The organism is Xanthomonas sp. F4 (genome assembly GCF_011761895.1).
In genome coordinates, this window is the sequence record NZ_JAASQX010000001.1 from 553,678 (window position 1) to 577,545 (window position 23,868).

A 23,868-nucleotide genomic window follows, 5' to 3' on the forward strand; every position below is an offset into this window, starting at 1 on the left:
TTCCAACGATTCCCTATTCGCTATTCCCGATTCCCGGAGAAATCAAATGAAAGACCTGCTCAACCTCTTCAACCAGCAGCGCCAGACGCTGGACTTCGACGCGATCAAGATCGCGCTGGCCTCGCCGGACCTGATCCGTTCGTGGTCCTTCGGCGAAGTGAAGAAGCCGGAAACCATCAACTACCGGACCTTCAAGCCCGAGCGCGACGGCCTGTTCTGCGCCGCCATCTTCGGCCCGATCAAGGATTACGAGTGCCTGTGCGGCAAGTACAAGCGCATGAAGCACCGTGGCGTGGTCTGCGAGAAGTGCGGCACCGAAGTGACCCTGGCCAAGGTGCGTCGCGAGCGCATGGGCCACATCGACCTGGCTTCGCCGGTCGCGCACATCTGGTTCCTGAAGTCGCTGCCGTCGCGCATCGGCCTGATGCTGGACATGACCCTGCGTGACATCGAGCGCGTGCTGTACTTCGAAGCCTACGTGGTGACCGAGCCGGGCCTGACCGCCCTGGAGCGCCGCCAGCTGCTGACCGAAGAGCAATACCTGACCGCGCGCCAGGAGCACGGCGACGACTTCGACGCCGCCATGGGCGCCGAGGCGGTGTACGAACTGCTGCGCACCATCGACCTGCAGTCGGAAATGACCCGCCTGCGCGAAGAGATCGCCAGCACCGGTTCGGAAACCAAGCTCAAGCGCCTGACCAAGCGCATCAAGCTGATCGAGGCCTTCATCGAGTCCGGCAACCGTCCGGAGTGGATGGTGATGACCGTGCTGCCGGTGCTGCCGCCGGATCTGCGTCCGCTGGTGCCGCTGGACGGCGGCCGCTTCGCGACCTCCGATCTGAACGACCTGTACCGCCGCGTCATCAACCGCAACAACCGCCTGCGCCGCCTGCTCGAGCTGAACGCGCCGGACATCATCGTGCGCAACGAAAAGCGCATGCTGCAGGAATCTGTCGATGCGCTGCTGGACAACGGCCGCCGCGGCCGTGCCATCACCGGCACCAACAAGCGTCCGCTGAAGTCGCTGGCCGACATGATCAAGGGCAAGCAGGGCCGGTTCCGTCAGAACCTGCTCGGCAAGCGCGTGGACTACTCCGGCCGTTCGGTGATCGTGGTCGGCCCGACCCTGCGTCTGCACGAGTGCGGCCTGCCGAAGAAGATGGCGCTGGAACTGTTCAAGCCGTTCGTGTTCGCCAAGCTGCAGCGTCGCGGCCTGGCCACCACCATCAAGGCCGCCAAGAAGCTGGTCGAGCGCGAAGAAGCCGAAGTCTGGGACATCCTGGAAGAGGTGATCCGCGAGCACCCGGTGCTGCTGAACCGTGCGCCGACCCTGCACCGTCTGGGCATCCAGGCGTTCGAGCCGGTGCTGATCGAAGGCAAGGCGATCCAGCTGCACCCGCTGGTCTGCACCGCGTTCAACGCCGACTTCGACGGTGACCAGATGGCCGTGCACGTGCCGCTGTCGCTGGAAGCGCAGCTGGAAGCGCGCGCGCTGATGATGTCCACCAACAACATCCTGTCGCCGGCCAACGGCGAGCCGATCATCGTGCCGTCGCAGGACGTGGTGCTGGGCCTGTACTACATGAGCCGCGCCCTGGAGAACAAGAAGGGCGAGGGCATGGTGTTCGCCAACATCGCCGAAGTGAAGCGCGCCTACGACAACCGTGCGGTCGAACTGCACGCCAAGGTCAAGGTCCGCATCACCGAGACGGTGATCGACGAAGAAGGCAACCGCAGCAAGAAGACCTCGATCGTGGACACCACGATCGGGCGCGCGCTGCTGGCCGAGATCCTGCCGGAAGGCCTGCCGTTCGCGCTGGCCAACACCGAGCTGACCAAGAAGAACATCAGCCGCCTGATCAACTCCAGCTACCGCCAGCTGGGTCTGAAGGACAGCGTCGTGTTCGCCGACAAGCTGATGTACACCGGCTTCGCCTACGCGACCCGCGCCGGCGTGTCGATCGGCATCGACGACATGCTGATCCCGTCGGAAAAGAAGGGCATCCTCGGCGAAGCCGAGCAGGAAGTGCTGGAAATCCAGGAGCAGTACCAGTCCGGTCTGGTCACTGCCGGCGAGCGCTACAACAAGGTCGTGGACATCTGGTCGCGCACCAACGAGCGCATCGCCAAGGCGATGATGGACACCATCGGCACCGAGAAGGTGGTCAACGCCAAGGGCGAGACCATCGACCAGAAGTCGATGAACTCGCTGTACATCATGGCCGACTCCGGCGCGCGTGGTTCGCAGGCGCAGATCCGTCAGCTGGCCGGCATGCGCGGCCTGATGGCCCGCCCGGACGGCTCGATCATCGAGACGCCGATCAAGGCGAACTTCCGCGAAGGCCTGAACGTGCAGGAGTACTTCAACTCCACCCACGGTGCCCGTAAGGGTCTGGCCGATACCGCGCTGAAGACCGCCAACTCCGGTTACCTGACCCGTCGCCTGGTCGACGTGGCGCAGGACGTGGTGATCACCGAGCCGGATTGCGGCACCACCGACGGCCTGACCATGACCCCGATCGTGGAAGGCGGCGACGTGGTCGAGCCGTTGCGCGACCGCGTGCTCGGCCGCGTGGTGGCCGAGGACGTGTTCCTGCCGGGCAACGACGAGGATCCGATCGTCACCCGCAACACCCTGCTCGACGAGCAGTGGGTGGCCAAGCTGGAAGAGGCCGGCGTGCAGTCGGTCAAGGTCCGCTCGACCATCACCTGCGAATCGGCGTTCGGCGTGTGCGCACGCTGCTACGGCCGCGACCTGGCCCGTGGCCACCTGGTCAACATCGGCGAAGCGGTGGGCGTCATCGCCGCGCAGTCGATCGGCGAGCCGGGTACCCAGCTGACCATGCGTACCTTCCACATCGGCGGCGCGGCTTCGCGTGCGGCGGCGGTGGACAACATCACGGTCAAGACCACCGGTTCGATCAAGTTCAACAACTTGAAGTCGGTCGAGCACGCCAACGGTTCGCTGGTGGCGGTGTCGCGTTCGGGCGAACTGTCGGTGCTCGACGGCCACGGCCGCGAGCGCGAGCGCTACAAGTTGCCGTACGGCGCCACCATCACCGCCAAGGACGGCGACGCCGTCAAGGCCGGCCAGTCGGTGGCGAACTGGGATCCGCATAACCACCCGATCGTGTCGGAAGTGGCCGGTTTCATCCGCTTCATCGACTTCATCGATGGCGTCACCGTCATCGAGAAGACCGACGAACTGACCGGCCTGGCCTCGCGCGAAATCACCGATCCGAAGCGTCGCGGCACCCAGGCCAAGGACCTGCGCCCGATCGTGCGCATCGTCGACGCCAAGGGCAACGACCTGACCATCCCGGGCACCGATCTGCCGGCGCAGTACCTGCTGCCGCCGCGCTCGATCGTCAACCTGCAGGATGGCGCCGCGGTCGGCGTCGGCGACGTGGTCGCGAAGATCCCGCAGGAAGCGTCCAAGACGCGCGACATCACCGGTGGTCTGCCGCGCGTGGCGGATCTGTTCGAAGCGCGCAAGCCGAAGGATCCGGCGATCCTGGCCGAGCGCTCGGGCATCATCAGCTTCGGCAAGGACACCAAGGGCAAGCAGCGCCTGATCATCAAGGACACCGATGGGTCGGAGCACGAAGAGCTGATCCCGAAGTACCGCCAGATCATCGTGTTCGAAGGCGAGCACGTGGCCAAGGGCGAAACCGTGGTGGACGGCGAGCCGAGCCCGCAGGACATCCTGCGTCTGCTGGGCGTCGAGCCGCTGGCCGCGTACCTGGTCAAGGAAATCCAGGACGTGTACCGCCTGCAGGGCGTGAAGATCAACGACAAGCACATCGAGGTCATCACCCGGCAGATGCTGCGCAAGGTCGAGATCACCGACCAGGGCAACAGCAAGTTCCTCAATGGCGAGCAGGCCGAGCGCCAGCGCGTCATCGAGGAGAACGCCCGCCTGGCGGCCCGCAACGAACTGCCGGCCAAGTACGACCCGGTGCTGCTTGGCATCACCAAGGCCTCGCTGGCGACCGAGTCGTTCATCTCGGCCGCGTCGTTCCAGGAGACCACCCGCGTGCTCACCGAGGCGGCGGTCCGCGGCACCAGCGACACGCTGCGCGGTCTGAAGGAAAACGTGATCGTGGGCCGTCTGATCCCGGCCGGTACCGGCCTGGCGTACCACAGCCTGCGCCGCCGCAATGCCAGCGGCCTGACCGAGTCGGAAATGCAGACCCTGTCCGGCGGCAGCGCCGAGCCGGCGGTCGAAGCTCCCGCGCCGACGGCTGCCGGCAGCGAAGAGTAAGCAGCAAGCCGGACCGGTCCCGTCCGCGGGACCGTCGTTCCAAGTGAAAGGGGGCGCAGCGGACGCGCCCCGTATTCCGACCCCGGATGGGTCAGCAAGTAAAAATTCCGTTGTGTTGACGGCGCTTTGACTTGCCCGCTATACTTTCCTGTCTCGGCAGGCCGTCCTTCGGCCTGCCTTCGTTTTCACGCATCCAGGCCCGACGGCCTCAATCAGAAGAATCTACCTGATGGCGACGATCAACCAGCTGGTCCGCAAGCCGCGGCAGGCGACCACCTACAAGAGCGCCTCTCCGGCGCTGGACAAGTGCCCGCAGCGCCGTGGCGTCTGCACGCGCGTGTACACCACCACCCCGAAGAAGCCGAACTCGGCCCTGCGTAAGGTCGCCAAGGTGCGCCTGACCAACCAGGAAGAGGTCATCAGCTACATCGGCGGCGAAGGCCACAACCTGCAGGAGCACTCCGTGGTCCTGATCCGCGGCGGTCGCGTCAAGGATCTGCCGGGCGTGCGCTACCACACCGTGCGCGGTTCGCTCGATGCCGCCGGCGTCGCCAAGCGTCGCCAGGGTCGTTCCAAGTACGGCGCCAAGCGTCCGAAGAAGAGCTAAGGGAAGCACACATGTCACGTAAAGGTAATACGCCGCAGCGCGCCGTTCTCCCGGATCCCAAGCACGGGAGCGAAACCATCGCCCGCTTCATCAACATGGTGATGCTGAGCGGCAAGAAGTCGGTCGCCGAAAAGATCGTGTACGGCGCGATGGACGTCATCGGCGAGAAGAACCCCAATGCGGTCGAGCTGGTGCAGAAGGCGCTGGACAACGTCGCTCCGGCGGTCGAAGTCAAGTCGCGCCGCGTCGGCGGTGCCACCTACCAGGTGCCGGTCGAGGTGCGTTCCTCCCGTCGCATGGCGCTGGCGATGCGCTGGCTGATCGACTCGGCGCGCAAGCGCGGCGAGAACTCGATGCCGCGCAAGCTGGCGGCCGAGCTGGTCGACGCCTCGGAAAACCGTGGTGGCGCCATCAAGAAGCGTGAAGAGACTCACCGCATGGCGGAAGCGAACAAGGCGTTCGCGCACTACCGCTGGTGACCTTCCGGGCCTTGGAAACGGGGCCCGTCAGCACTATCTAGAAGTGCTGCTAGCTGCGCCGTCGCGCGCGGCACAAATCCGAAGGCCGCCGCAAGGCGGCGTTCGGCCATCCGAAATCCAAGAAATTTGAGAGGCTCCCTGTGGCCCGTACCACTCCCATCGAGCGTTACCGCAACTTCGGCATCATGGCCCACATCGATGCCGGCAAGACCACCACCTCCGAACGCATCCTGTTCTACACCGGCGTCAGCCACAAGATCGGCGAGGTGCATGACGGTGCCGCGACGATGGACTGGATGGAGCAGGAGCAGGAGCGTGGCATCACCATCACCTCCGCGGCCACCACGGCGTTCTGGAGCGGCATGGACAAGTCGCTGCCGCAGCACCGCTTCAACATCATCGATACCCCCGGGCACGTCGACTTCACCATCGAAGTCGAGCGTTCGCTGCGCGTGCTCGATGGCGCGGTGTTCGTGCTGTGTGCGGTCGGTGGCGTGCAGCCGCAGTCCGAGACCGTGTGGCGTCAGGCCAACAAGTACGCGGTGCCGCGCCTTGCGTTCGTCAACAAGATGGACCGCACCGGTGCCAACTTCGACAAGGTGGTCGAGCAGCTGAAGTCGCGCCTGGGTGCGTACCCGGTGCCGATGCAGGTGCCGATCGGCGCCGAAGACGGCTTCGAGGGCGTGGTCGACCTGATCAAGATGAAGGCGGTCCATTGGGATACCGCTTCGCAGGGCACCGTGTTCGAGTACCGTGAGATCCCCGCGCACCTGGCCGACAAGGCCACCGAAGCGCGTGCGTTCATGGTCGAGGCCGCCGCCGAAGCCAACGAAGACCTGATGGACAAGTACCTCAACGAGGGCGACCTGTCCGAGGCCGAGATCGTCAATGGCCTGCGCGAGCGCACCCTGAAGGTGGAAGTGGTGCCGGTGTACTGCGGTACCGCGTTCAAGAACAAGGGCGTGCAGGCGATGCTCGACGGCGTGATCCAGCTGCTGCCGTCGCCCAGCGATCGTCCGCCGGTCAAGGGCATCGACGAGGACGACAAGGAAGACAGCCGTCCGGCCACCGACACCGCGCCGTTCTCGGCGCTGGCGTTCAAGATCATGACCGACCCGTTCGTCGGCTCGCTGACCTTCTTCCGCGTCTACTCCGGCACGCTGAACTCCGGCGACCAGGTGTACAACCCGGTCAAGTCGAAGAAGGAGCGCGTGGGTCGCATCCTGCAGATGCACTCCAACAACCGCGAAGAGATCAAGGAAGTGCGCGCGGGCGACATCGCCGCGGCGGTGGGCCTGAAGGACGTCACCACCGGCGACACGCTGTGCGCGCAGGACAACATCATCATCCTGGAGCGCATGGTGTTCCCGGAGCCGGTGATCTCGATGGCGGTCGAGCCGAAGACCAAGTCGGACCAGGAAAAGATGGGCATCGCGCTGAGCCGTCTGGCGCAGGAAGATCCCTCGTTCCGCGTCAACACCGACGAGGAATCCGGCCAGACCATCATCCGCGGCATGGGCGAGTTGCACCTGGAAATCATGGTCGACCGCATGAAGCGCGAGTTCAACGTCGAAGCCAACGTCGGCAAGCCGCAGGTGGCCTACCGCGAGACCATCCGCAAGGCGGTCAAGCAGGAAGGCAAGTTCGTGCGTCAGTCCGGCGGTAAGGGCCAGTACGGTCATGTCGTGCTCGAGATCGAGCCGCAGGAGCGTGGCCTGGGCTACACCTTCGAGAACGCGATCGTCGGCGGCGTGGTGCCGAAGGAATACATCCCGGCGGTGGACAAGGGCATCCAGGAAGCGGTGGCCAACGGCGTGATGGCCGGCTACCCGATCGTGGACGTCAAGGTGCGCCTGATCGACGGTTCGTACCATGACGTCGACTCCTCGGAAATGGCGTTCAAGATCGCCGGCTCGATGGGCTTCAAGGAAGGCTTCAACAAGGCCAACCCGGTGCTGCTGGAGCCGATCATGAAGGTCGAGGTGGTGACGCCGGAAGACTACCTGGGCGATGTGATGGGCGACGTCAGCCGTCGTCGCGGCATCCTGCAGGGCCAGGACGACAGCCCGTCGGGCAAGGTGATCAACGCGATGGTGCCGCTGGGCGAAATGTTCGGCTACGCCACCACGCTGCGCTCGATGTCGCAGGGTCGCGCCACGTTCTCGATGGAGTTCGACCACTACGCTGAAGCGCCGGCCAACATCGCCGAAGCGGTCATCAAGAAGAGCTGAGATTAGAGCGACGGGATGCGTGCGGCGGACCAGGTCCGCGCCGCATCCCGCTCTCTGTTCCCCCAATACGAATCACGAGGTAGAGAAGACATGGCAAAGGGTAAGTTCGAGCGCACCAAGCCGCACGTCAACGTCGGCACCATCGGTCACGTCGACCACGGCAAGACCACGCTGACCGCGGCGCTGACCAAGATCGGCGCAGAGCGCTTCGGCGGCGAGTTCAAGGCGTACGACGCGATCGACGCGGCGCCGGAAGAGAAGGCGCGCGGCATCACGATCTCGACCGCCCACGTGGAATACGAATCCCCGACGCGCCACTACGCGCACGTGGATTGCCCGGGTCACGCGGACTACGTCAAGAACATGATCACCGGTGCGGCGCAGATGGACGGCGCGATCCTGGTGTGCTCGGCCGCTGACGGCCCGATGCCGCAGACCCGCGAGCACATCCTGCTGTCGCGTCAGGTCGGCGTGCCGCACATCGTGGTGTTCCTGAACAAGGCCGACATGGTCGACGACGCCGAGCTGCTCGAGCTGGTCGAGATGGAAGTGCGCGAGCTGCTGAGCAAGTACGACTTCCCGGGCGACGACACCCCGATCATCCATGGTTCGGCCCGCCTGGCGCTGGAAGGCGACCAGAGCGAGATCGGCGTGCCGGCGATCCTGAAGCTGGTGGACGCGCTGGACTCGTTCATCCCGGAGCCGCAGCGCGACGTGGACAAGCCGTTCCTGATGCCGGTGGAAGACGTGTTCTCGATCTCGGGCCGCGGCACCGTGGTGACCGGTCGTATCGAGCGCGGCATCATCAAGGTGGGCGACGAAATCGAAATCGTCGGCATCCGTGCGACGCAGAAGACCACCGTGACCGGCGTGGAAATGTTCCGCAAGCTGCTGGACCAGGGCCAGGCGGGCGACAACGCGGGCCTGCTGCTGCGCGGCACCAAGCGTGACGACGTGGAGCGCGGCCAGGTGCTGTGCAAGCCGGGTTCGATCAAGCCGCACACCGACTTCGAAGCCGAAGTGTACGTGCTGTCGAAGGACGAGGGCGGCCGTCACACCCCGTTCTTCAAGGGCTACCGTCCGCAGTTCTACTTCCGCACCACCGATATCACTGGCGCGTGCCAGCTGCCGGAAGGCGTGGAGATGGTGATGCCGGGCGACAACGTCAAGATGGTGGTGACGCTGATCAACCCGGTGGCGATGGACGAAGGCCTGCGCTTCGCGATCCGCGAAGGTGGCCGGACCGTCGGCGCCGGCGTGGTGGCCAAGATCATCAAGTAATGCCCTCCGGCGGCGAAAGCCGCCGGTTGGCCTCGCCGGCGACTACGGTCGCCGGCATCGCGAAGGGTCGGCGCCAGCCGGCCCTTCGTCGTTTCCGGGCATGCGAACGTTCTGGCGATTTGTTGCCGGGAGGTGTTGCGGAGGCGTGAAGTCGTCGCTATAATGCGCGGCTCGGCGTTCCTGGGTAGGGCGCCGGTAAGACAGCGAAAAGAGAGGCAGGATGCCGCTCGTGTTCGCAGGACCGGGAAGGTCGCGTCGCATGGAGCACTCAACAACCCCGAGTTGTTGACGCTGCTCTAGCTGCGCATTATACTTTTCCGTCTGGGCAGGCCGGGTCGACTGGTCTGCCCCAGTTTTTGGGGCGGAAGGAATGCCCCCGCCGAGCCGGATGCTCTGCGGTACGACTATCAGGAAACAACCGGGGCAGGTATCCCAGAGGCCTTGCCCGTCGCTCTTTTAACGAAGGAACCCACCGTCATGGCGGACCAAAAGATCCGGATTCGGCTGAAGGCGTTCGATCATCGTTTGATCGACCGTTCGGCCAGCGAGATCGTCGAGACGGCCAAGCGGACCGGCGCGCAAGTGCGTGGCCCGATCCCGCTGCCGACCAAGATCGAACGCTACACCATCCTCGTTTCCCCGCACGTCGACAAGGACGCGCGTGACCAGTACGAGACCCGCACGCACAAGCGCGTGCTCGACATCGTCGACCCCAACGACAAGACCGTGGACGCGCTGATGAAGCTCGAGCTCGCGGCTGGCGTCGATGTCCAGATCAAGTTGACCTGAGGACTACGACCATGACGAAGAAGTATTCGTTGGGCTTCGTGGGCCGCAAGGCCGGCATGAGCCGCGTCTTCACCGAAGACGGCCGCTCCATCCCGGTCACCCTGATCGAAGCGACCCCGAACCGCATCACCCAACTCAAGACCGTCGAAGCCGACGGCTACAGCGCCGTGCAGATCACCGTGGGCGCCCGCCGCGCCGCGCTGGTCAACAAGCCGGCGTCCGGCCATTTCGCCAAGGCGAAGGTCGAAGCGGGTCGTGGCCTGTGGGAGTTCCGCGTCGAGGACGCGCAGCTGGGCGAGTTCGCCGTCGGCGGCGAAATCAAGGCGGACATCTTCGCCGTCGGCCAGAAGGTCGACGTCCAGGGCGTCACCAAGGGTAAGGGCTTCCAGGGCACCATCAAGCGGCACAACTTCCGCATGGGCGATGCCACCCACGGTAACTCGCTGTCGCATCGCGCGCCGGGTTCGCTGGGTCAGCGCCAGACCCCGGGTCGCGTTTTCCCGGGCAAGAAGATGTCCGGCCACATGGGCGCGGTGCAGCAGAGCACGCAGAATCTGGAAGTGGTCAAGGTCGACGTCGAGCGTGGCCTGATCGCCATTCGCGGCGCTGTGCCTGGCGCTGCCGGTGGCGACGTGATCGTGCGTCCGGCTAGCAAGGCATAAGGAGAGATGACGATGGAACTCGTTATCACGGGTAGCAACAACAAGGTCTCGGTCTCCGACGCCGTGTTCGGCCGCGATTTCAGCGAGGATCTGGTTCACCAGGTCGTCGTCGCTTATCGCAACGCCGGCCGCGCCGGCACCAAGGCGCAGAAGACGCGTTCGGAAGTCAACGGCACCACCAAGAAGTCGAAGAAGCAGAAGGGCGGTGGCGCTCGCCACGGCGCGCTGACCGCTCCGATCTTCGTCGGCGGTGGCGTGACCTTCGCGGCCAAGCCGCGCAGCTTCGAGCAGAAGGTCAACCGCAAGATGTACCGCGCGGCCATCTGTGCGATCCTCTCGGAACTGAACCGCCAGGGCCGCCTGATGGTCGTCGACGCGTTCGACGTCGAGGCCAGCAAGACCAAGGGCCTGATCGAGAAGCTGAAGGGTCTGGAAGTGGGCAAGCGCCCGCTGATCGTGACCGAAGAAGCGTCCGAGCATCTGTACCTGTCCGCCCGCAACCTTCCCTACGTGGAAGTGCGCGACGTGCAGGGCCTGGATCCGGTGTCGCTGGTCGGGGCCGATACGGTCGTGATCACCGCCGATGCGGTCAAGAAGGTCGAGGAGTGGCTGGCATGAGCAGCAACGAAAAAATCTTCAGCGTGCTGCGCGCTCCGCGTGTCTCCGAAAAGACCGCGCGCCTGCAGGAACTCTCCAATCAGTACGTCTTCGAGATTTCGAACGAAGCCACCAAGGCCGATGTCAAGGCCGCGGTCGAGCAGCTGTTCGACGTCAAGGTCGAGTCGGTCAACGTGTTGAACGTCAAGGGCAAGAACAAGTCCTTCCGTTCGCGCAGCGGTCGTCGCGGCGATTGGCGCAAGGCGTACGTGCGTCTGGCCGAAGGCCAGTCCATCGACGTAACGGCCAAGGCCTGAGGTACATCCCATGCCATTGATGAAATTCAAGCCCACCTCCGCAGGCCGTCGTTCGGCCGTGCGCGTGGTCACGCCCGATCTGCACAAGGGCGCCCCGCACGCTGCACTGGTGGAAAAGCAGAGCAAGTCCGGTGGTCGTAACCACCACGGCCGCATCACCACCCGCCACGTCGGCGGTGGCCACAAGCAGCACTACCGCGTCATCGACTTCAAGCGCAACAAGGAAGGTATCCCGGCGCGCGTGGAGCGGATCGAATACGATCCCAACCGCACCGCCCATATCGCCCTGCTGTGCTACGCCGACGGCGAGCGCCGCTACATCATCGCGCCGAAGGGCCTGAAGGCCGGCGACCAGGTGATCGCGGGTTCGGATGCGCCGATCAAGACCGGCAACACCCTGCCGCTGCGCAACATCCCGGTCGGTACCACCGTCCACGGGATCGAGCTTAAGCCGGGCAAGGGCGCGCAGATCGCGCGTGCCGCCGGCGCCGCGGTGCAGCTGGTCGCGCGTGAAGGCATCTACGCCACCCTGCGTTTGCGCTCCGGCGAAATGCGCAAGGTGCCGGCCGAGTGCCGCGCCACCATCGGCGAAGTCGGCAACGACGAGCACAACCTCGAGAAGCTGGGCAAGGCGGGCGCGAAGCGCTGGCGCGGCGTGCGTCCGACCGTTCGCGGTGCGGCCATGAACCCGGTCGACCACCCGCACGGTGGTGGTGAGGCGAAGGCCGGTCAGGGTAATCCGCATCCGGTCACCCCGTGGGGTGTCCCGACCAAGGGTTACAAGACGCGCCATAACAAGCGCACCGAACAATTCATCGTCCGCGATCGTAGGGGCTAATCGACCATGGCACGTTCACTCAAGAAGGGCCCGTTCGTCGATCACCACCTCGTCAAGAAGGTGGAGGCCGCGGCCGGCAGCAAGCGTCCGATCAAGACCTGGTCGCGACGTTCGATGATCCTGCCGGAGATGGTGGGTTTCACCATCGCCGTGCATAACGGCAAGAACCACGTTCCGGTGCTGGTCAACGAGAACATGGTCGGCCACAAGCTCGGCGAATTTGCCGTCACCCGGACCTTCAAGGGTCACGGTGGCGACAAGAAGTCGAGCCGGTAAGGAGAGATGACGATGGAAGCGAAAGCAATCCTGCGCACCGCGCGCATCTCCCCGCAGAAGGCCCGCCTGGTCGCTGACCAGGTGCGCGGTCTTTCCGCCGAGCGGGCGGTCAACCTGCTGAAGTTCTCGGACAAGAAGGCTGCCCACCTGATCAAGAAGGTGGTGGAGTCGGCGATCGCCAATGCCGAGAACAACCAGGGCGCGGATGTCGACGAGCTGAAGGTCAAGACCATCATGGTTGATGAAGGTCCGACCCTGAAGCGTTTCATGGCGCGGGCGAAAGGCCGCGGTACCCGCATCCTCAAGCGCACCAGCCACATCACTGTGGTTGTGGGCGCCGCCAAGTAAGCGGAAAGGAAAAGACGATGGGTCATAAAGTTCATCCGATCGGAATCCGCCTGGGTATCGCCAAGGACTGGAATTCCAAGTGGTACGCCAACAAGGGCGAGTTCGCCGGTTACCTGGCGGCCGACCTCAAGGTCCGCGAAATGCTGCGCAAGAAGCTGGCGCAGGCGGGCATCAGCAAGATCCTGATCGAGCGTCCGGCCAAGACCGCGCGCGTGACGATCCACACCGCCCGCCCGGGCGTGGTGATCGGCAAGCGCGGTGAGGACATCGAGAAGCTGCGCAAGGAAGTGAGCGAGATGATGGGCGTCCCCGCCCACATCAACGTCACCGAAGTGCGCAAGCCGGAGCTGGACGCGCAGCTGGTCGCCGAGTCGATCGCGCAGCAGCTGGAGCGTCGCATCATGTTCCGCCGCGCGATGAAGCGCTCGGTCGGCAACGCGATGCGCCTGGGTGCCCTGGGCATCAAGGTCAACGTCGCCGGCCGTCTGAACGGTGCGGAAATCGCCCGTTCCGAGTGGTACCGCGAAGGCCGCGTGCCGCTGCACACGCTGCGTGCCGACATCGACTACGGCTTCGCTGAAGCCAAGACGACCTACGGCATCATCGGCATCAAGGTCTGGATCTACAAGGGCGAGATCTTCGATTTCTCCCAGGTTGGCCAGGAAAAGCAGGACGATTCCCCGCGCAACGATCGTAATGATCGCGGCGACCGTGGCGACCGTCCGTCGCGTCCGGCCCGTGAAGCGAGGTAACGGCAATGTTGCAACCCAAGCGAACCAAATACCGCAAGATGCACAAGGGTCGTAACGACGGCCTGGCGTGGAGCGGAAACGCCGTCAGCTTCGGCGAGTACGGGCTGAAGGCCACGGCGCACGGTCAGCTGACCGCGCGCCAGATCGAAGCGGCGCGCCGCTCGATCAGCCGCTACGTCAAGCGCGGCGGCAAGATGTGGATCCGCGTGTTCCCGGACAAGCCGATCACCAAGAAGCCGATCGAAGTGCGAATGGGCTCCGGTAAGGGTAACGTCGAGTACTGGGTCGCGCAGATCCAGCCCGGTCGCATGATTTATGAAATCGAAGGTGTCGGCGAAGATGTCGCGCGCGAGGCGTTCCGCCTGGCCGCTGCCAAGCTTTCGGTGACCACCACCTTCGTGACCCGGACGGTACGCTGATGGACATCAAACAACTCCGCGAGAAGTCGGCCGACGATCTGAAGGCCCACCTGACCGATCTGCGCAAGGAGCAGTTCGCCCTGCGCATGCAGCAGGTCACCGGGCAGCTGCCGAAGACTCACGAAACCCGCCGGGTGCGCCGCGAGATCGCTCGCGTCAAGCACCTGCTCGGCAGCACGAAGTAAGGATGGCCGCGATGAGCGACAATAACGAAAGCAAGACGCTGCGCACGGTCGAAGGCCGTGTGGTCAGCAACAAGATGGACAAGACCGTCACCGTGCTGGTGGAGCGTCAGGTCAAGCATGCGCTGTACGGCAAGTACATCAAGCGCTCGACCAAGCTCCACGCCCACGATGCCGACAACGCCTGCAACGAAGGCGATGTCGTGCGCGTGACCGAGATTGCGCCGATGTCCAAGACCAAGAACTGGCGGGTGGTGGAAATCGTCACCCGCGCGGCCGAATAAGGGAGATCTGAATCATGATCCAGATGCAGAGCTACCTCGACGTCGCCGACAATTCCGGTGCCAAGGAAGTGATGTGCATCAAGGTGCTGGGCGGCTCCAAGCGCCGCTACGCGCACATTGGCGACATCATCAAGGTCACCGTCAAGGACGCGATCCCGCGCGGCAAGGTCAAGAAGGGCGAAGTCTACGACGCCGTCGTCGTGCGTACCCGCAAGGGTGTGCGTCGTCCGGACGGTTCGTTGATCCGCTTCGACGGCAACGCCGCGGTGTTGCTCAACAACAAGCAGGAGCCGATCGGCACGCGCATCTTCGGGCCTGTTACCCGCGAGCTGCGTTCCGAGAAGTTCATGAAGATCGTCTCGCTCGCTCCCGAAGTGCTGTGAGCAGAGGACATACACATGGCTAACCGTATCAAGAAGGGCGACCAGGTCGTCGTCACCACCGGCAAGGACAAGGGCAAGCAGGGCGAAGTCGTCCGCGTCGACGGCGACCGCGTGGTCGTCTCCAACGCGAACATCGTCAAGCGCCACACCAAGCCGAACCCGCAGGCGGGCGTCGCCGGCGGCGTGGTCGAGCGCGAAGCGTCGATCCATATTTCCAACGTGGCGATCGTCAACCCGGCGACGGGCAAGGGCGAGCGCGTTGGCTTCAAGGTGCTGGAGGATGGACGCAAACTGCGTGTGTTCCGCTCCAGCGGTGAGGCGCTCGACGCCTGAGGAATGACACAATGACTTCCCGTCTCGAAAAGATCTACAAGGAAGAAGTGGTACCGGCTCTGATGAAGAAGTTCGGTTACACCAATCCGATGGAAGTGCCGAAGCTGGTCAAGGTCACGCTGAACATGGGCGTGGGCGAGGCGGCGACGAACAAGAAGATCCTGGAAAACGCCGTCGCCGACATGGCCAAGGTCTCCGGTCAGAAGCCGGTGGTGACCAAGTCGCGCATCTCGGTGGCGTCGTTCAAGATCCGCGATGGCTGGCCGATCGGCTGCAAGACCACGCTGCGTCGCGCCAAGATGTACGAGTTCCTGGACCGCCTGATCAACATCTCGCTGCCGCGCGTGCGCGACTTCCGCGGTGTCTCGGGGCGTTCGTTCGACGGCCGCGGCAACTTCAACATGGGCGTGAAGGAGCAGATCATCTTCCCGGAAATCGACTTCGACGCCGTCGATGCGATCCGCGGTATGGATATCGCCATCACCACCACCGCCAAGACCGACGCCGAAGCCAAGGCGCTGCTCGAAGCGTTCAAGTTCCCGTTCCGTAACTGATTGACGCCGGGATTCGGGATTCGGGATTCGGGATGGAAGGGCGCATGCCCGCCACCCCGGGTTCCGCAAATCTCAAATCCCCAATCTCGAATCCCGAGGATTTACAGATGGCAAAGACCTCCATGGTCAACCGCGACATCAAGCGCAAGAAGCTGGCGAAGAAGTTCGCCGACAAGCGTGATGCGCTGAAGAAGATCATCGCCTCCGGCACCGCCTCGTACGACGAGAAGGCCGAGGCCGTGACCAAGCTGCAGAAGCTGCCGCGCGATTCGTCGCCGAGCCGCCAGCGTACCCGTTGCGAACTGTCCGGCCGCCCGCGTGGCGTGTACAGCAAGTTCGGTCTGGGCCGCAACATGCTGCGCAAGGCGACCATGAACGGCGACGTTCCGGGTCTGCGCAAGGCCAGCTGGTAATTCCAGCGGCGCCGGTCCCGTTCGCGGGGCCGGGCAGGGCGGTCTGACCGCCCGCGTGTCGTTCAGACAATGAGTCCGACGCAAGTCGGACTTTTTGTCGTATACTCCCGCTCCTTGCCTCGCGGCAGGGACGGGTATGGCAGCCGCCGCGGGGTTCTCCGGCGGTTGCGCGCTTCACCCCCTGCGTCATTCCACCGCTCCACCACACAAGATTTTCGCGAAAGCGGATATCGGTGCACTCAAAGGTAGACACCATGAGCATGACTGATCCCATCGCCGACCTGCTGGTCCGCATCAAGAATGCGGCCGCGGTTGGCAAGCCGACGGTGAAAATGCCGTCCTCCAAGATCAAGGTTGCGATCGCGGAAGTGCTGAAGGCCGAAGGCTACATCAGCGATCTGCGCGTCAACGCGATCGAGAACAACAAGTCCGAACTGGAAATCGTTCTGAAGTATTTCGAAGGCCGCCCGGTCATCGATACGCTCAAGCGCGTTTCGCGTTCGGGTCTGCGCCAGTATCGCGGCAAGACCGAGCTGCCGAAGGTTCTCGGCGGTCTGGGCGTTGCCATCATTTCCACGTCCAAGGGCATCATGACCGATGCGCAGGCCCGTCAGGCCGGCGTCGGTGGCGAAGTCCTGTGCTTCGTGGCCTAAGGGAAGGAGCACTCACATGTCCCGCGTAGCCAAGAAGCCGATCTCCCTCCCGAAGGGCGTCGAACTCACCGTCCAGGCCGATCAGTTCAGCGTCAAGGGCCCGAAGGGCACCTTGTCGCTGGCCAAGCCGGCCGGTGTCGAAATCAAGCAGGAAAACGGTGTCGCCACGCTGTCGGCGAACGATCCGTCGCACATCGCCATCACCGGCACCGTCCGCGCCATCCTGGCGAACATGGTGCAGGGCGTGTCCGCGGGCTTCGAGCGCAAGCTCGAGCTGGTGGGCGTCGGCTACCGCGCCACGATGCAGGGCAAGGACCTGAGCCTGGCGCTCGGTTTCTCGCACCCGATCGTGTTCGTCGCGCCGGAGGGCATCACCCTGACCGCGCCGACGCAGACCGAGATCCTGGTGCAGGGCGCCGACAAGCAGCGCGTCGGCGAAGTCGCCGCCAAGATCCGCGGTTTCCGTCCGCCGGAGCCCTACAAGGGCAAGGGTGTGAAGTACGCCGGTGAAGCCATCATTCGCAAGGAAGCCAAGAAGGCCTAAGCCAGGTTCTTCCGCCAGGAGTCCGGCCTTGCGAGGCCGAGTTCCCCACGAACGCCTCGCTTCCTTCAGCTTCCGTAGGACACAGACATGACCATCAACAAGAACATCGCCCGCCTGCGTCGCGCCAAGTCGACCCGCGCTCACATCCGCGAGCTCGGCGTCGCCCGCCTGTCGGTGCTGCGCACCGGCCAGCACCTGTACGCGCAGGTCTTCACCGCCGACGGTTCCAAGGTGCTCGCCGCGGCGAACACCCTGCAGGCCGACGTCAAGGACGGCCTGAAGAACGGCAAGAACAGCGACGCCGCCGCCAAGGTCGGCAAGCTGATCGCCGAGCGCGCCAAGGCCGCGGGCGTCGAGAAGGTCGCCTTCGACCGCTCGGGCTACCGCTACCACGGCCGCATCAAGGCGCTGGCCGACGCCGCGCGCGAAGGCGGCCTGCAGTTCTGATCCTTGCGGGTGCGGCACTGCCGCGCCCGTCCCGTCGATGCGGGTTGCATCGGACCTTGGCGCGCCTTCTGCGCGCGCCCGGGGAACACGGCTCCAGACCACAACTCCAAGCGGCAACGAAGCCGTAAATCTTTTCCTCTATCAAGGGCATCACAATGGCTGAAGAACAGCGTGCACCGCGGGGTCGTGATCGCGACCGCAACCGCGAAGAGAAAGTCGACGACGGCATGATCGAGAAGCTGGTCGCGGTCAACCGCGTCAGCAAGACGGTCAAGGGCGGTCGCCAGTTCACCTTCACCGCGCTGACCGTGGTCGGCGACGGCAACGGCAAGATCGGCTTCGGTTACGGCAAGGCGCGCGAAGTGCCGGTCGCGATCCAGAAGTCGATGGAGTATGCGCGTAAGGGCATGCTCAACATCGATCTGAACAACGGCACCCTGTGGCACCCGGTGAAGTCCGGCCACGGCGCGGCGCGCGTGTTCATGATGCCGGCCTCGGAAGGTACCGGCGTGATCGCCGGCGGCGCGATGCGCGCCGTGCTGGAAGCGGTGGGCGTGAAGAACGTGCTGGCCAAGGCCGTCGGTTCGCGCAACCCGATCAACCTGGTGCGCGCGACCCTGCGCGGCCTGGAAGACATGCAGTCGCCGTCGCGTATCGCGGCCAAGCGTGGCAAGAAGGTGGAGGATCTGACCCATGGCTAATGAATCCACCAAGACGGTGAAGGTGCGCCTGGTGCGCGGCCTGCGTGGTACCCAGTCGCGTCACCGCCTGTCGGTGCGTGCCCTGGGCCTGAACAAGCTCAACGATGTGCGCGAACTGAAGGACAGCCCGCAAGTGCGCGGCCTGATCAACAAGGTTCAGTACCTCGTCCAGGTTGAGGAGTAATCGACCATGACTTTGCATCTGAATGATCTGAAGCCCGCACCGGGCGCGCGCACCGAGCGCACCCGCGTCGGTCGTGGCATCGGTTCCGGCCTGGGCAAGACCGCCGGCCGCGGCCACAAGGGTTCGTTCGCGCGCAAGGGCGGCGGCAAGATCAAGGCTGGCTTCGAAGGCGGCCAGACCCCCATGCAGCGCCGTCTGCCGAAGATCGGCTTCCGTTCGAAGATGGCCAAGGACACTGCCGAAGTGCTGTCCTACCAGCTCGACAACCTGCCGGCCGGCGAGATCGATTTCGCTGCGTTGCGCGCCGCGAAGCTGGTCCCGAGCACCGCGAAGAAGGCCAAGGTGGTCCTGAAGGGCGAACTGACCAAGAAGTTCGTGCTGAAGGGTGTCGCCGCGACCGCCGGTGCCAAGGCGGCAATCGAAGCTGCCGGCGGCAGCGTGCAGGAGTAACACGCAGATGGCGCAGGCTGGCATGGGTAACCTCGGCGGCGGGCTCGGCAAGTTCACGGAACTTCGCCAGCGCCTGTTGTTCGTTCTCGGCGCATTGATCGTCTATCGCATCGGCTGCTACGTGCCGGTGCCGGGCGTCAATCCCGAAGCCATGCTTGCGCTGATGCAGGCGCAGGGCGGCGGCATCGTGGACATGTTCAACATGTTCTCGGGCGGCGCCCTGCACCGTTTCAGCATCTTCGCGCTGAACGTGATGCCGTACATCTCGGCATCGATCGTGATCCAGTTGGCCACGCACATCTTCCCGTCGCTGAAGGCGATGCAGAAGGAAGGCGAGTCGGGCCGACGCAAGATCACCCAGTATTCGCGCATCGGCGCGGTGCTGCTGGCGGTGGTGCAGGGCGGCAGTATCGCCCTGGCGCTGCAGAACCAGACCGCACCGGGCGGCGCGCCGGTGGTGTACGCCCCCGGCATGGGCTTCGTGCTCACCGCGGTGATCGCGCTGACCGCCGGCACCATCTTCCTGATGTGGGTCGGCGAGCAGGTGACCGAGCGCGGCATCGGCAACGGCGTCTCGCTGATCATCTTCGCCGGCATCGTCGCCGGCCTGCCGGCGGCGGCGATCCAGACCGTGGAGTCCTTCCGCGACGGCAACCTGAGCTTCATCGCGTTGCTGCTGATCGTGCTGACCATCCTCGCCTTCACCCTGTTCGTGGTGTTCGTCGAGCGCGGACAACGACGGATCACGGTGAACTACGCGCGCCGCCAGGGCGGTCGCAACGCGTACATGAACCAGACCTCGTTCCTGCCGCTGAAGCTCAACATGGCCGGCGTGATCCCGCCGATCTTCGCCTCGAGCATCCTCGCCTTCCCGGCGACGCTGTCGATGTGGTCGGGCCAGGCCGCCTCCAACAGCACCTTCGGCAGCGTGCTGCAGCGCATCGCCAATGCGCTCGGTCCCGGCGAACCGGTGCACATGATCGTATTCGCTGCGCTGATCATCGGCTTCGCGTTCTTCTACACGGCGCTGGTGTTCAACTCGCAGGAAACCGCGGACAACCTGAAGAAGTCCGGCGCGCTGATTCCGGGCATCCGTCCTGGCAAGGCCACCGCCGACTACGTCGACGGCGTGCTGACCCGCCTGACCGCGGCCGGCTCGGTGTACCTGGTGATCGTGTGTCTGCTGCCGGAAGTGATGCGCGCCCAGCTCGGCACCTCGTTCCACTTCGGTGGCACCTCGCTGCTGATCGCGGTCGTGGTGGTGATGGACTTCATCGCGCAGATCCAGGCGCACCTGATGTCGCACCAGTACGAAAGCCTGTTGAAGAAGGCCAACCTCAAGGGTGGCTCGCGCGGCGGCGGTTTTGCCCGCGGTTGATTGCTATACTGTTTGAATCCTTCCGCGAAGACGCCCCCGGTTCCCGGGCGCAGTCTTCCGACTTGAAGGGCGGCCCGTGCAGCGGTCTCGTGCGCGGGTGAGACGTGGTGGTCCTGCGCTGGAGTAGCGCGGGCGGCAAGGTGGACACATCGCCTCGCCAACGACGTCCGGCGCCGGAGCATGGGCACACTCCCCATGCCGGGCTTGCGGAACCTCAGGTTCCGCAGGCTTCCATGTAACCCGAGACCTTGCTAGACTTACAAGTTCACTTTTTGATCCATCCTGCCGGATGGCGCCGTGGTGCGCCGTCGGGCCATCACTCAGTTGGAGAACCGCGTCATGGCGCGTATTGCAGGCGTCAACCTGCCAGCCCAGAAGCACGTCTGGGTCGGGTTGCAAAGCATCTACGGCATCGGCCGTACCCGTTCGAAGAAGGTCTGCGAAGCCGCAGGCGTGACCTCGACCACCAAGATCCGCGACCTGTCCGAGCCGGAAATCGAGCGCCTGCGTCTCGAAGTCGGCAAGTACATCGTCGAAGGCGACCTGCGTCGCGAAATCGGCATCGCCATCAAGCGACTGATGGACCTGGGCTGCTACCGCGGCCTGCGTCACCGTCGTGGCCTGCCCCTGCGCGGTCAGCGCACCCGTACCAACGCCCGCACCCGCAAGGGCCCGCGCAAGGCGATCAGGAAGTAAGGGACCGACATGGCTAAGCCCGCAGCAGCAAAGACCAAGAAGAAGATCAAGCGCGTCGTCACCGACGGTGTCGCCCACGTCCACGCTTCGTTCAACAACACCATCGTGACCATCACCGACCGTCAGGGCAATGCGTTGTCCTGGGCGACCTCCGGTGGCGCCGGTTTCCGCGGTTCGCGCAAGTCCACGCCGTTCGCGGCGCAGGTTGCCGCCGAGAAGGCCGGGCGCGCTGCGCTCGACTACGGCGTGAAGTCGCTGGAAGTGCGCATCAAGGGCCCGGGTCCGGGTCGCGAGTCCGCCGTCCGTTCGTTGAACAACGTCGGATACAAGATCACCAACATCATCGACGTGACGCCGATCCCGCACAACGGGTGCCGTCCGCCGAAGAAGCGTCGCGTCTAAAGGAGCGATAAGAAATGGCTCGTTATATCGGTCCTACCTGTAAGCTCGCGCGCCGCGAAGGCGCCGATCTTTCCCTCAAGAGCCCGGCGCGTGCGCTGGACTCCAAGTGCAAGCTGGAGCAGAAGCCCGGCCAGCACGGCGCGACTGCCCGCAAGGGCAAGCTGTCCGACTACGCCACCCAGCTGCGCGAAAAGCAGAAGGTCAAGCGTATCTACGGCCTGCTGGAGCGTCAGTTCCGCAACTACTACAAGAAGGCCTCGACCAAGAAGGGCAACACCGGCGAGAACCTGCTGCAGCTGCTGGAAACCCGCCTGGACAACGTCGTCTACCGCATGGGCTTCGCCGTCACCCGTCCGGCCGCGCGCCAGCTGGTGTCGCACCGTGGCGTGCTGGTCAACGGCAAGTCGGTGAACCTGGCCTCGTACCAGGTCAAGGCCGGCGACGCGATCGCCCTGTCGGAAAAGGCGCAGAAGCAGCTTCGCGTGCAGGAAGCGCTGACCGTTGCCGAAACGCACGACCTGAACCCGTCGTGGGTCGAGGTCGATTCGAAGAAGTTCAGCGGCATCTTCAAGGCCGTGCCGGACCGTGCGGACCTGCCTGCCGACATCAACGAAGCGCTGATCGTCGAGTTGTATTCGAAGTAATCACATCGGAGAGCCTCCGGTCCACGGAGGCTCGTCAGGAGAACCCGCAACATGACGGTTACCGCCAACCAGGTTCTGCGCCCCCGTGGGCCGCAGATCGAACGCCTTACCGACAACCGCGCCAAGGTCGTGATCGAGCCCTTGGAGCGCGGGTATGGGCATACGCTGGGCAATGCCCTGCGTCGCGTGCTGCTGTCCTCGATTCCCGGCTTCGCGATCACCGAAGTCGAGATCGACGGCGTGCTGCACGAGTACACCACGGTCGAAGGGCTGCAGGAGGACGTGCTGGAAGTCCTGCTGAACCTCAAGGACGTGGCCATCCGCATGCATACCGGTGACAGCGCCACGCTGTCGCTGTCCAAGCAGGGTCCGGGCACGGTCACTGCCGCCGACATCAAGACCGACCACAACGTCGAGATCCTCAACAACGACCACGTGATCTGCCACCTGACCAAGGACACGGCGATCAACATGCGTCTGAAGATCGAGCGTGGCTTCGGCTACCAGCCGGCCGCCGCGCGTCGCCGTCCGGACGAAGAGACCCGCACCATCGGTCGCCTGGTCCTGGACGCCTCGTTCTCGCCGGTGCGCCGCGTCGCCTACGCGGTCGAATCGGCGCGCGTCGAGCAGCGTACCGACCTGGACAAGCTGGTCCTGGACATCGAAACCAACGGCACGATCGATGCCGAGGAAGCCGTGCGCACCGCCGCCGACATCCTCAGCGACCAGCTGTCGGTGTTCGGCGACTTCACCCATCGCGACCGTGGCGCGGCCAAGCCGGCCAGCAACGGCGTGGATCCGGTGCTGCTGCGTCCGATCGACGATCTGGAACTGACCGTGCGTTCGGCCAACTGCCTGAAGGCCGAGAGCATCTACTACATCGGCGATCTGATCCAGAAGACCGAAGTCGAGCTGCTCAAGACCCCGAACCTGGGCAAGAAGTCGCTCACCGAGATCAAGGAAGTGCTGGCCCAGCGTGGCCTGTCGCTCGGCATGAAGCTGGAGAACTGGCCGCCGGCCGGCGTCGCCCAGCACGGCATGCTCGGCTGAGTTTTGCGCATCCGGCCGGTGCCGCAAGGCATCGGCCGCATGTCGTTCGCGTCATCCGCACCACCACGTCGACGGGTCAAAGCCCGCGGCGTCGCCCGGTCAGGGACGGCCGGCAGGGACCATCCGCAGTCCACTTTCAACGCCACGACGGCGACAGCGATCTCCAACAGTCACACTCTTCCATAGGAATCCCAACCCATGCGTCACCAGAAATCCGGCCGCAAGTTCAGCCGCACCAGCGCCCACCGCGAAGCGATGTTCAAGAACATGGCGGCGTCGCTGATCAAGCACGAACTGATCAAGACCACCCTGCCGAAGGCCAAGGAACTGCGCCGCGTCGCCGAGCCGCTGATCACCCTGGCCAAGGTCGACAACGTCGCCAACCGCCGCCTGGCGTTCGCGCGCCTGCGCGACAAGGAAGCGGTCGGCACCCTGTTCACCACGCTGGGCCCGCGCTACCAGGCGCGCCCGGGCGGCTACCTGCGCATCCTCAAGTGCGGCTTCCGCGCCGGCGACAATGCGCCGATGGCGTACGTCGAACTGGTCGATCGCCCGGCCGTGGCCGAGGAAGTGGCCGAGTAATCGGTTCGCGTCTGCAGCAGCAAGAAGCCCGGCATGTCCGGGCTTTTTTGTTGTTGGGGCCGGGATTGGGGAGTCGCGATTGGGGATTGGGAGCGCGCGCTCGCCGTGCGGGCGAGGGCGACCACCAG

General features: G+C 64.6%; 32 protein-coding genes. All 32 read left to right on the forward strand.

All coding sequences use genetic code 11. The features are described from left to right. Positions 1 to 46 precede the first annotated feature (46 nt). Complete coding sequence (gene rpoC, locus FHR66_RS02465) at positions 47 to 4,264, forward strand: DNA-directed RNA polymerase subunit beta' (RefSeq protein ID WP_160967001.1); 4,218 nt, start codon at positions 47 to 49, stop codon at positions 4,262 to 4,264. 229 nt (positions 4,265 to 4,493) lie between these two features. Beyond that, positions 4,494 to 4,871 carry a 30S ribosomal protein S12 gene (gene rpsL, locus FHR66_RS02470; protein ID WP_160967003.1) on the forward strand — a complete coding sequence of 126 codons (378 nt, stop codon included), beginning with the start codon at positions 4,494 to 4,496 and terminating at the stop codon, positions 4,869 to 4,871. An 11-nt stretch (positions 4,872 to 4,882) separates the two neighbouring features. Then, complete coding sequence (gene rpsG, locus FHR66_RS02475) at positions 4,883 to 5,350, forward strand: 30S ribosomal protein S7 (RefSeq protein ID WP_048490049.1); 468 nt, start codon at positions 4,883 to 4,885, stop codon at positions 5,348 to 5,350. 140 nt (positions 5,351 to 5,490) lie between these two features. Beyond that, positions 5,491 to 7,581, forward strand: coding sequence for an elongation factor G (fusA, locus tag FHR66_RS02480; protein WP_160967005.1), 2,091 nt, complete (start codon positions 5,491 to 5,493; stop codon positions 7,579 to 7,581). Positions 7,582 to 7,671: 90 nt separating this feature from the next. Then, positions 7,672 to 8,862 carry an elongation factor Tu gene (gene tuf / locus FHR66_RS02485; RefSeq protein ID WP_160966994.1) on the forward strand — a complete coding sequence of 397 codons (1,191 nt, stop codon included), beginning with the start codon at positions 7,672 to 7,674 and terminating at the stop codon, positions 8,860 to 8,862. Between the two features lie 477 nt (positions 8,863 to 9,339). Then, the gene (gene rpsJ, locus FHR66_RS02490; RefSeq protein WP_010341589.1) at positions 9,340 to 9,651 is read left to right on the forward strand and encodes a 30S ribosomal protein S10; all 312 of its coding nucleotides are present in this window, start codon (positions 9,340 to 9,342) and stop codon (positions 9,649 to 9,651) included. Between the two features lie 11 nt (positions 9,652 to 9,662). Next, positions 9,663 to 10,313 carry a 50S ribosomal protein L3 gene (rplC, locus tag FHR66_RS02495; RefSeq protein WP_010341590.1) on the forward strand — a complete coding sequence of 217 codons (651 nt, stop codon included), beginning with the start codon at positions 9,663 to 9,665 and terminating at the stop codon, positions 10,311 to 10,313. A 12-nt stretch (positions 10,314 to 10,325) separates the two neighbouring features. Beyond that, complete coding sequence (gene rplD / locus FHR66_RS02500; RefSeq protein WP_048490092.1) at positions 10,326 to 10,931, forward strand: 50S ribosomal protein L4; 606 nt, start codon at positions 10,326 to 10,328, stop codon at positions 10,929 to 10,931. Then, positions 10,928 to 11,227, forward strand: coding sequence for a 50S ribosomal protein L23 (gene rplW / locus FHR66_RS02505; protein WP_010341592.1), 300 nt, complete (start codon positions 10,928 to 10,930; stop codon positions 11,225 to 11,227). The genes rplD and rplW overlap by 4 nt, the downstream gene beginning before the upstream one ends. Positions 11,228 to 11,237: 10 nt before the next feature. After that, on the forward strand, positions 11,238 to 12,065 hold the full coding sequence (rplB, locus tag FHR66_RS02510; protein ID WP_160967007.1) for a 50S ribosomal protein L2: 828 nt from the start codon (positions 11,238 to 11,240) through the stop codon (positions 12,063 to 12,065). 6 nt (positions 12,066 to 12,071) lie between these two features. Continuing rightward, positions 12,072 to 12,341: a 30S ribosomal protein S19 gene (gene rpsS / locus FHR66_RS02515; protein WP_003470666.1), complete on the forward strand. Its 270-nt coding sequence runs from the start codon at positions 12,072 to 12,074 to the stop codon at positions 12,339 to 12,341. A 12-nt stretch (positions 12,342 to 12,353) separates the two neighbouring features. Next, a complete protein-coding gene (gene rplV / locus FHR66_RS02520; RefSeq protein WP_003470663.1) occupies positions 12,354 to 12,689 on the forward strand; it encodes a 50S ribosomal protein L22 in 336 nt (111 codons plus the stop codon). 17 nt (positions 12,690 to 12,706) lie between these two features. Continuing rightward, complete coding sequence (gene rpsC / locus FHR66_RS02525; RefSeq protein ID WP_160967009.1) at positions 12,707 to 13,441, forward strand: 30S ribosomal protein S3; 735 nt, start codon at positions 12,707 to 12,709, stop codon at positions 13,439 to 13,441. A 5-nt stretch (positions 13,442 to 13,446) separates the two neighbouring features. Continuing rightward, positions 13,447 to 13,860, forward strand: coding sequence for a 50S ribosomal protein L16 (gene rplP / locus FHR66_RS02530; RefSeq protein ID WP_003470657.1), 414 nt, complete (start codon positions 13,447 to 13,449; stop codon positions 13,858 to 13,860). Beyond that, positions 13,860 to 14,045, forward strand: a complete 186-nt coding sequence (gene rpmC / locus FHR66_RS02535; protein ID WP_010341597.1) for a 50S ribosomal protein L29 — start codon at positions 13,860 to 13,862, stop codon at positions 14,043 to 14,045. Before rplP ends, rpmC begins: the two co-directional genes overlap by 1 nt. Positions 14,046 to 14,056: 11 nt before the next feature. Continuing rightward, positions 14,057 to 14,326, forward strand: coding sequence for a 30S ribosomal protein S17 (rpsQ, locus tag FHR66_RS02540; protein ID WP_010341599.1), 270 nt, complete (start codon positions 14,057 to 14,059; stop codon positions 14,324 to 14,326). Positions 14,327 to 14,340: 14 nt separating this feature from the next. Then, positions 14,341 to 14,709, forward strand: a complete 369-nt coding sequence (gene rplN, locus FHR66_RS02545) for a 50S ribosomal protein L14 (RefSeq protein WP_003486699.1) — start codon at positions 14,341 to 14,343, stop codon at positions 14,707 to 14,709. Positions 14,710 to 14,724: 15 nt separating this feature from the next. Continuing rightward, complete coding sequence (gene rplX / locus FHR66_RS02550) at positions 14,725 to 15,042, forward strand: 50S ribosomal protein L24 (protein WP_160967011.1); 318 nt, start codon at positions 14,725 to 14,727, stop codon at positions 15,040 to 15,042. Positions 15,043 to 15,053: 11 nt separating this feature from the next. Then, complete coding sequence (gene rplE / locus FHR66_RS02555) at positions 15,054 to 15,596, forward strand: 50S ribosomal protein L5 (RefSeq protein WP_010341606.1); 543 nt, start codon at positions 15,054 to 15,056, stop codon at positions 15,594 to 15,596. Positions 15,597 to 15,703: 107 nt separating this feature from the next. Further along, a complete protein-coding gene (rpsN, locus tag FHR66_RS02560; protein ID WP_160967013.1) occupies positions 15,704 to 16,009 on the forward strand; it encodes a 30S ribosomal protein S14 in 306 nt (101 codons plus the stop codon). 254 nt (positions 16,010 to 16,263) lie between these two features. Further along, the gene (gene rpsH, locus FHR66_RS02565; protein ID WP_010340446.1) at positions 16,264 to 16,662 is read left to right on the forward strand and encodes a 30S ribosomal protein S8; all 399 of its coding nucleotides are present in this window, start codon (positions 16,264 to 16,266) and stop codon (positions 16,660 to 16,662) included. A 16-nt stretch (positions 16,663 to 16,678) separates the two neighbouring features. Continuing rightward, entirely contained in the window at positions 16,679 to 17,206 is a 528-nt protein-coding gene (gene rplF / locus FHR66_RS02570) for a 50S ribosomal protein L6 (protein WP_160967015.1), read from the forward strand. A gap of 87 nt (positions 17,207 to 17,293) precedes the next feature. After that, complete coding sequence (rplR, locus tag FHR66_RS02575) at positions 17,294 to 17,653, forward strand: 50S ribosomal protein L18 (RefSeq protein WP_160967017.1); 360 nt, start codon at positions 17,294 to 17,296, stop codon at positions 17,651 to 17,653. Positions 17,654 to 17,808: 155 nt separating this feature from the next. Then, the gene (rpsE, locus tag FHR66_RS02580; RefSeq protein ID WP_160967019.1) at positions 17,809 to 18,354 is read left to right on the forward strand and encodes a 30S ribosomal protein S5; all 546 of its coding nucleotides are present in this window, start codon (positions 17,809 to 17,811) and stop codon (positions 18,352 to 18,354) included. Further along, positions 18,347 to 18,538, forward strand: coding sequence for a 50S ribosomal protein L30 (gene rpmD / locus FHR66_RS02585; RefSeq protein WP_010340450.1), 192 nt, complete (start codon positions 18,347 to 18,349; stop codon positions 18,536 to 18,538). Before rpsE ends, rpmD begins: the two co-directional genes overlap by 8 nt. Before the next feature lie 6 nt (positions 18,539 to 18,544). Then, positions 18,545 to 18,988 (forward strand): 50S ribosomal protein L15, encoded by a 444-nt coding sequence (rplO, locus tag FHR66_RS02590; protein ID WP_010340451.1) that lies wholly within the window; start codon positions 18,545 to 18,547, stop codon positions 18,986 to 18,988. 7 nt (positions 18,989 to 18,995) lie between these two features. Further along, positions 18,996 to 20,366: a preprotein translocase subunit SecY gene (gene secY, locus FHR66_RS02595; RefSeq protein WP_160967021.1), complete on the forward strand. Its 1,371-nt coding sequence runs from the start codon at positions 18,996 to 18,998 to the stop codon at positions 20,364 to 20,366. A 339-nt stretch (positions 20,367 to 20,705) separates the two neighbouring features. Beyond that, positions 20,706 to 21,062: a 30S ribosomal protein S13 gene (gene rpsM / locus FHR66_RS02600; protein ID WP_160967083.1), complete on the forward strand. Its 357-nt coding sequence runs from the start codon at positions 20,706 to 20,708 to the stop codon at positions 21,060 to 21,062. A gap of 9 nt (positions 21,063 to 21,071) precedes the next feature. Then, positions 21,072 to 21,464, forward strand: coding sequence for a 30S ribosomal protein S11 (gene rpsK, locus FHR66_RS02605; RefSeq protein ID WP_003470632.1), 393 nt, complete (start codon positions 21,072 to 21,074; stop codon positions 21,462 to 21,464). Between the two features lie 14 nt (positions 21,465 to 21,478). Continuing rightward, entirely contained in the window at positions 21,479 to 22,108 is a 630-nt protein-coding gene (gene rpsD, locus FHR66_RS02610) for a 30S ribosomal protein S4 (protein WP_010340454.1), read from the forward strand. Positions 22,109 to 22,159: 51 nt separating this feature from the next. Continuing rightward, positions 22,160 to 23,158 carry a DNA-directed RNA polymerase subunit alpha gene (locus tag FHR66_RS02615; protein WP_010340455.1) on the forward strand — a complete coding sequence of 333 codons (999 nt, stop codon included), beginning with the start codon at positions 22,160 to 22,162 and terminating at the stop codon, positions 23,156 to 23,158. Positions 23,159 to 23,356: 198 nt separating this feature from the next. Beyond that, complete coding sequence (gene rplQ, locus FHR66_RS02620) at positions 23,357 to 23,740, forward strand: 50S ribosomal protein L17 (protein WP_010340456.1); 384 nt, start codon at positions 23,357 to 23,359, stop codon at positions 23,738 to 23,740. The last annotated feature ends 128 nt before the right edge of the window (positions 23,741 to 23,868 follow it).

Coding starts and splice junctions, on each gene's coding strand:
- rpoC (WP_160967001.1), top strand. CDS start 47: ATGAAAGACCTGCTCAACCTCTTCAACCAGCAGCGCCAGACGCTGGAC.
- rpsL (WP_160967003.1), top strand. CDS start 4,494: ATGGCGACGATCAACCAGCTGGTCCGCAAGCCGCGGCAGGCGACCACC.
- rpsG (WP_048490049.1), top strand. CDS start 4,883: ATGTCACGTAAAGGTAATACGCCGCAGCGCGCCGTTCTCCCGGATCCC.
- tuf (WP_160966994.1), top strand. CDS start 7,672: ATGGCAAAGGGTAAGTTCGAGCGCACCAAGCCGCACGTCAACGTCGGC.
- rpsJ (WP_010341589.1), top strand. CDS start 9,340: ATGGCGGACCAAAAGATCCGGATTCGGCTGAAGGCGTTCGATCATCGT.
- rplC (WP_010341590.1), top strand. CDS start 9,663: ATGACGAAGAAGTATTCGTTGGGCTTCGTGGGCCGCAAGGCCGGCATG.
- rplD (WP_048490092.1), top strand. CDS start 10,326: ATGGAACTCGTTATCACGGGTAGCAACAACAAGGTCTCGGTCTCCGAC.
- rplW (WP_010341592.1), top strand. CDS start 10,928: ATGAGCAGCAACGAAAAAATCTTCAGCGTGCTGCGCGCTCCGCGTGTC.
- rplB (WP_160967007.1), top strand. CDS start 11,238: ATGCCATTGATGAAATTCAAGCCCACCTCCGCAGGCCGTCGTTCGGCC.
- rpsS (WP_003470666.1), top strand. CDS start 12,072: ATGGCACGTTCACTCAAGAAGGGCCCGTTCGTCGATCACCACCTCGTC.
- rplV (WP_003470663.1), top strand. CDS start 12,354: ATGGAAGCGAAAGCAATCCTGCGCACCGCGCGCATCTCCCCGCAGAAG.
- rpsC (WP_160967009.1), top strand. CDS start 12,707: ATGGGTCATAAAGTTCATCCGATCGGAATCCGCCTGGGTATCGCCAAG.
- rplP (WP_003470657.1), top strand. CDS start 13,447: ATGTTGCAACCCAAGCGAACCAAATACCGCAAGATGCACAAGGGTCGT.
- rpmC (WP_010341597.1), top strand. CDS start 13,860: ATGGACATCAAACAACTCCGCGAGAAGTCGGCCGACGATCTGAAGGCC.
- rpsQ (WP_010341599.1), top strand. CDS start 14,057: ATGAGCGACAATAACGAAAGCAAGACGCTGCGCACGGTCGAAGGCCGT.
- rplN (WP_003486699.1), top strand. CDS start 14,341: ATGATCCAGATGCAGAGCTACCTCGACGTCGCCGACAATTCCGGTGCC.
- rplX (WP_160967011.1), top strand. CDS start 14,725: ATGGCTAACCGTATCAAGAAGGGCGACCAGGTCGTCGTCACCACCGGC.
- rplE (WP_010341606.1), top strand. CDS start 15,054: ATGACTTCCCGTCTCGAAAAGATCTACAAGGAAGAAGTGGTACCGGCT.
- rpsN (WP_160967013.1), top strand. CDS start 15,704: ATGGCAAAGACCTCCATGGTCAACCGCGACATCAAGCGCAAGAAGCTG.
- rpsH (WP_010340446.1), top strand. CDS start 16,264: ATGAGCATGACTGATCCCATCGCCGACCTGCTGGTCCGCATCAAGAAT.
- rplF (WP_160967015.1), top strand. CDS start 16,679: ATGTCCCGCGTAGCCAAGAAGCCGATCTCCCTCCCGAAGGGCGTCGAA.
- rplR (WP_160967017.1), top strand. CDS start 17,294: ATGACCATCAACAAGAACATCGCCCGCCTGCGTCGCGCCAAGTCGACC.
- rpsE (WP_160967019.1), top strand. CDS start 17,809: ATGGCTGAAGAACAGCGTGCACCGCGGGGTCGTGATCGCGACCGCAAC.
- rpmD (WP_010340450.1), top strand. CDS start 18,347: ATGGCTAATGAATCCACCAAGACGGTGAAGGTGCGCCTGGTGCGCGGC.
- rplO (WP_010340451.1), top strand. CDS start 18,545: ATGACTTTGCATCTGAATGATCTGAAGCCCGCACCGGGCGCGCGCACC.
- secY (WP_160967021.1), top strand. CDS start 18,996: ATGGCGCAGGCTGGCATGGGTAACCTCGGCGGCGGGCTCGGCAAGTTC.
- rpsM (WP_160967083.1), top strand. CDS start 20,706: ATGGCGCGTATTGCAGGCGTCAACCTGCCAGCCCAGAAGCACGTCTGG.
- rpsK (WP_003470632.1), top strand. CDS start 21,072: ATGGCTAAGCCCGCAGCAGCAAAGACCAAGAAGAAGATCAAGCGCGTC.
- rpsD (WP_010340454.1), top strand. CDS start 21,479: ATGGCTCGTTATATCGGTCCTACCTGTAAGCTCGCGCGCCGCGAAGGC.
- FHR66_RS02615 (WP_010340455.1), top strand. CDS start 22,160: ATGACGGTTACCGCCAACCAGGTTCTGCGCCCCCGTGGGCCGCAGATC.
- rplQ (WP_010340456.1), top strand. CDS start 23,357: ATGCGTCACCAGAAATCCGGCCGCAAGTTCAGCCGCACCAGCGCCCAC.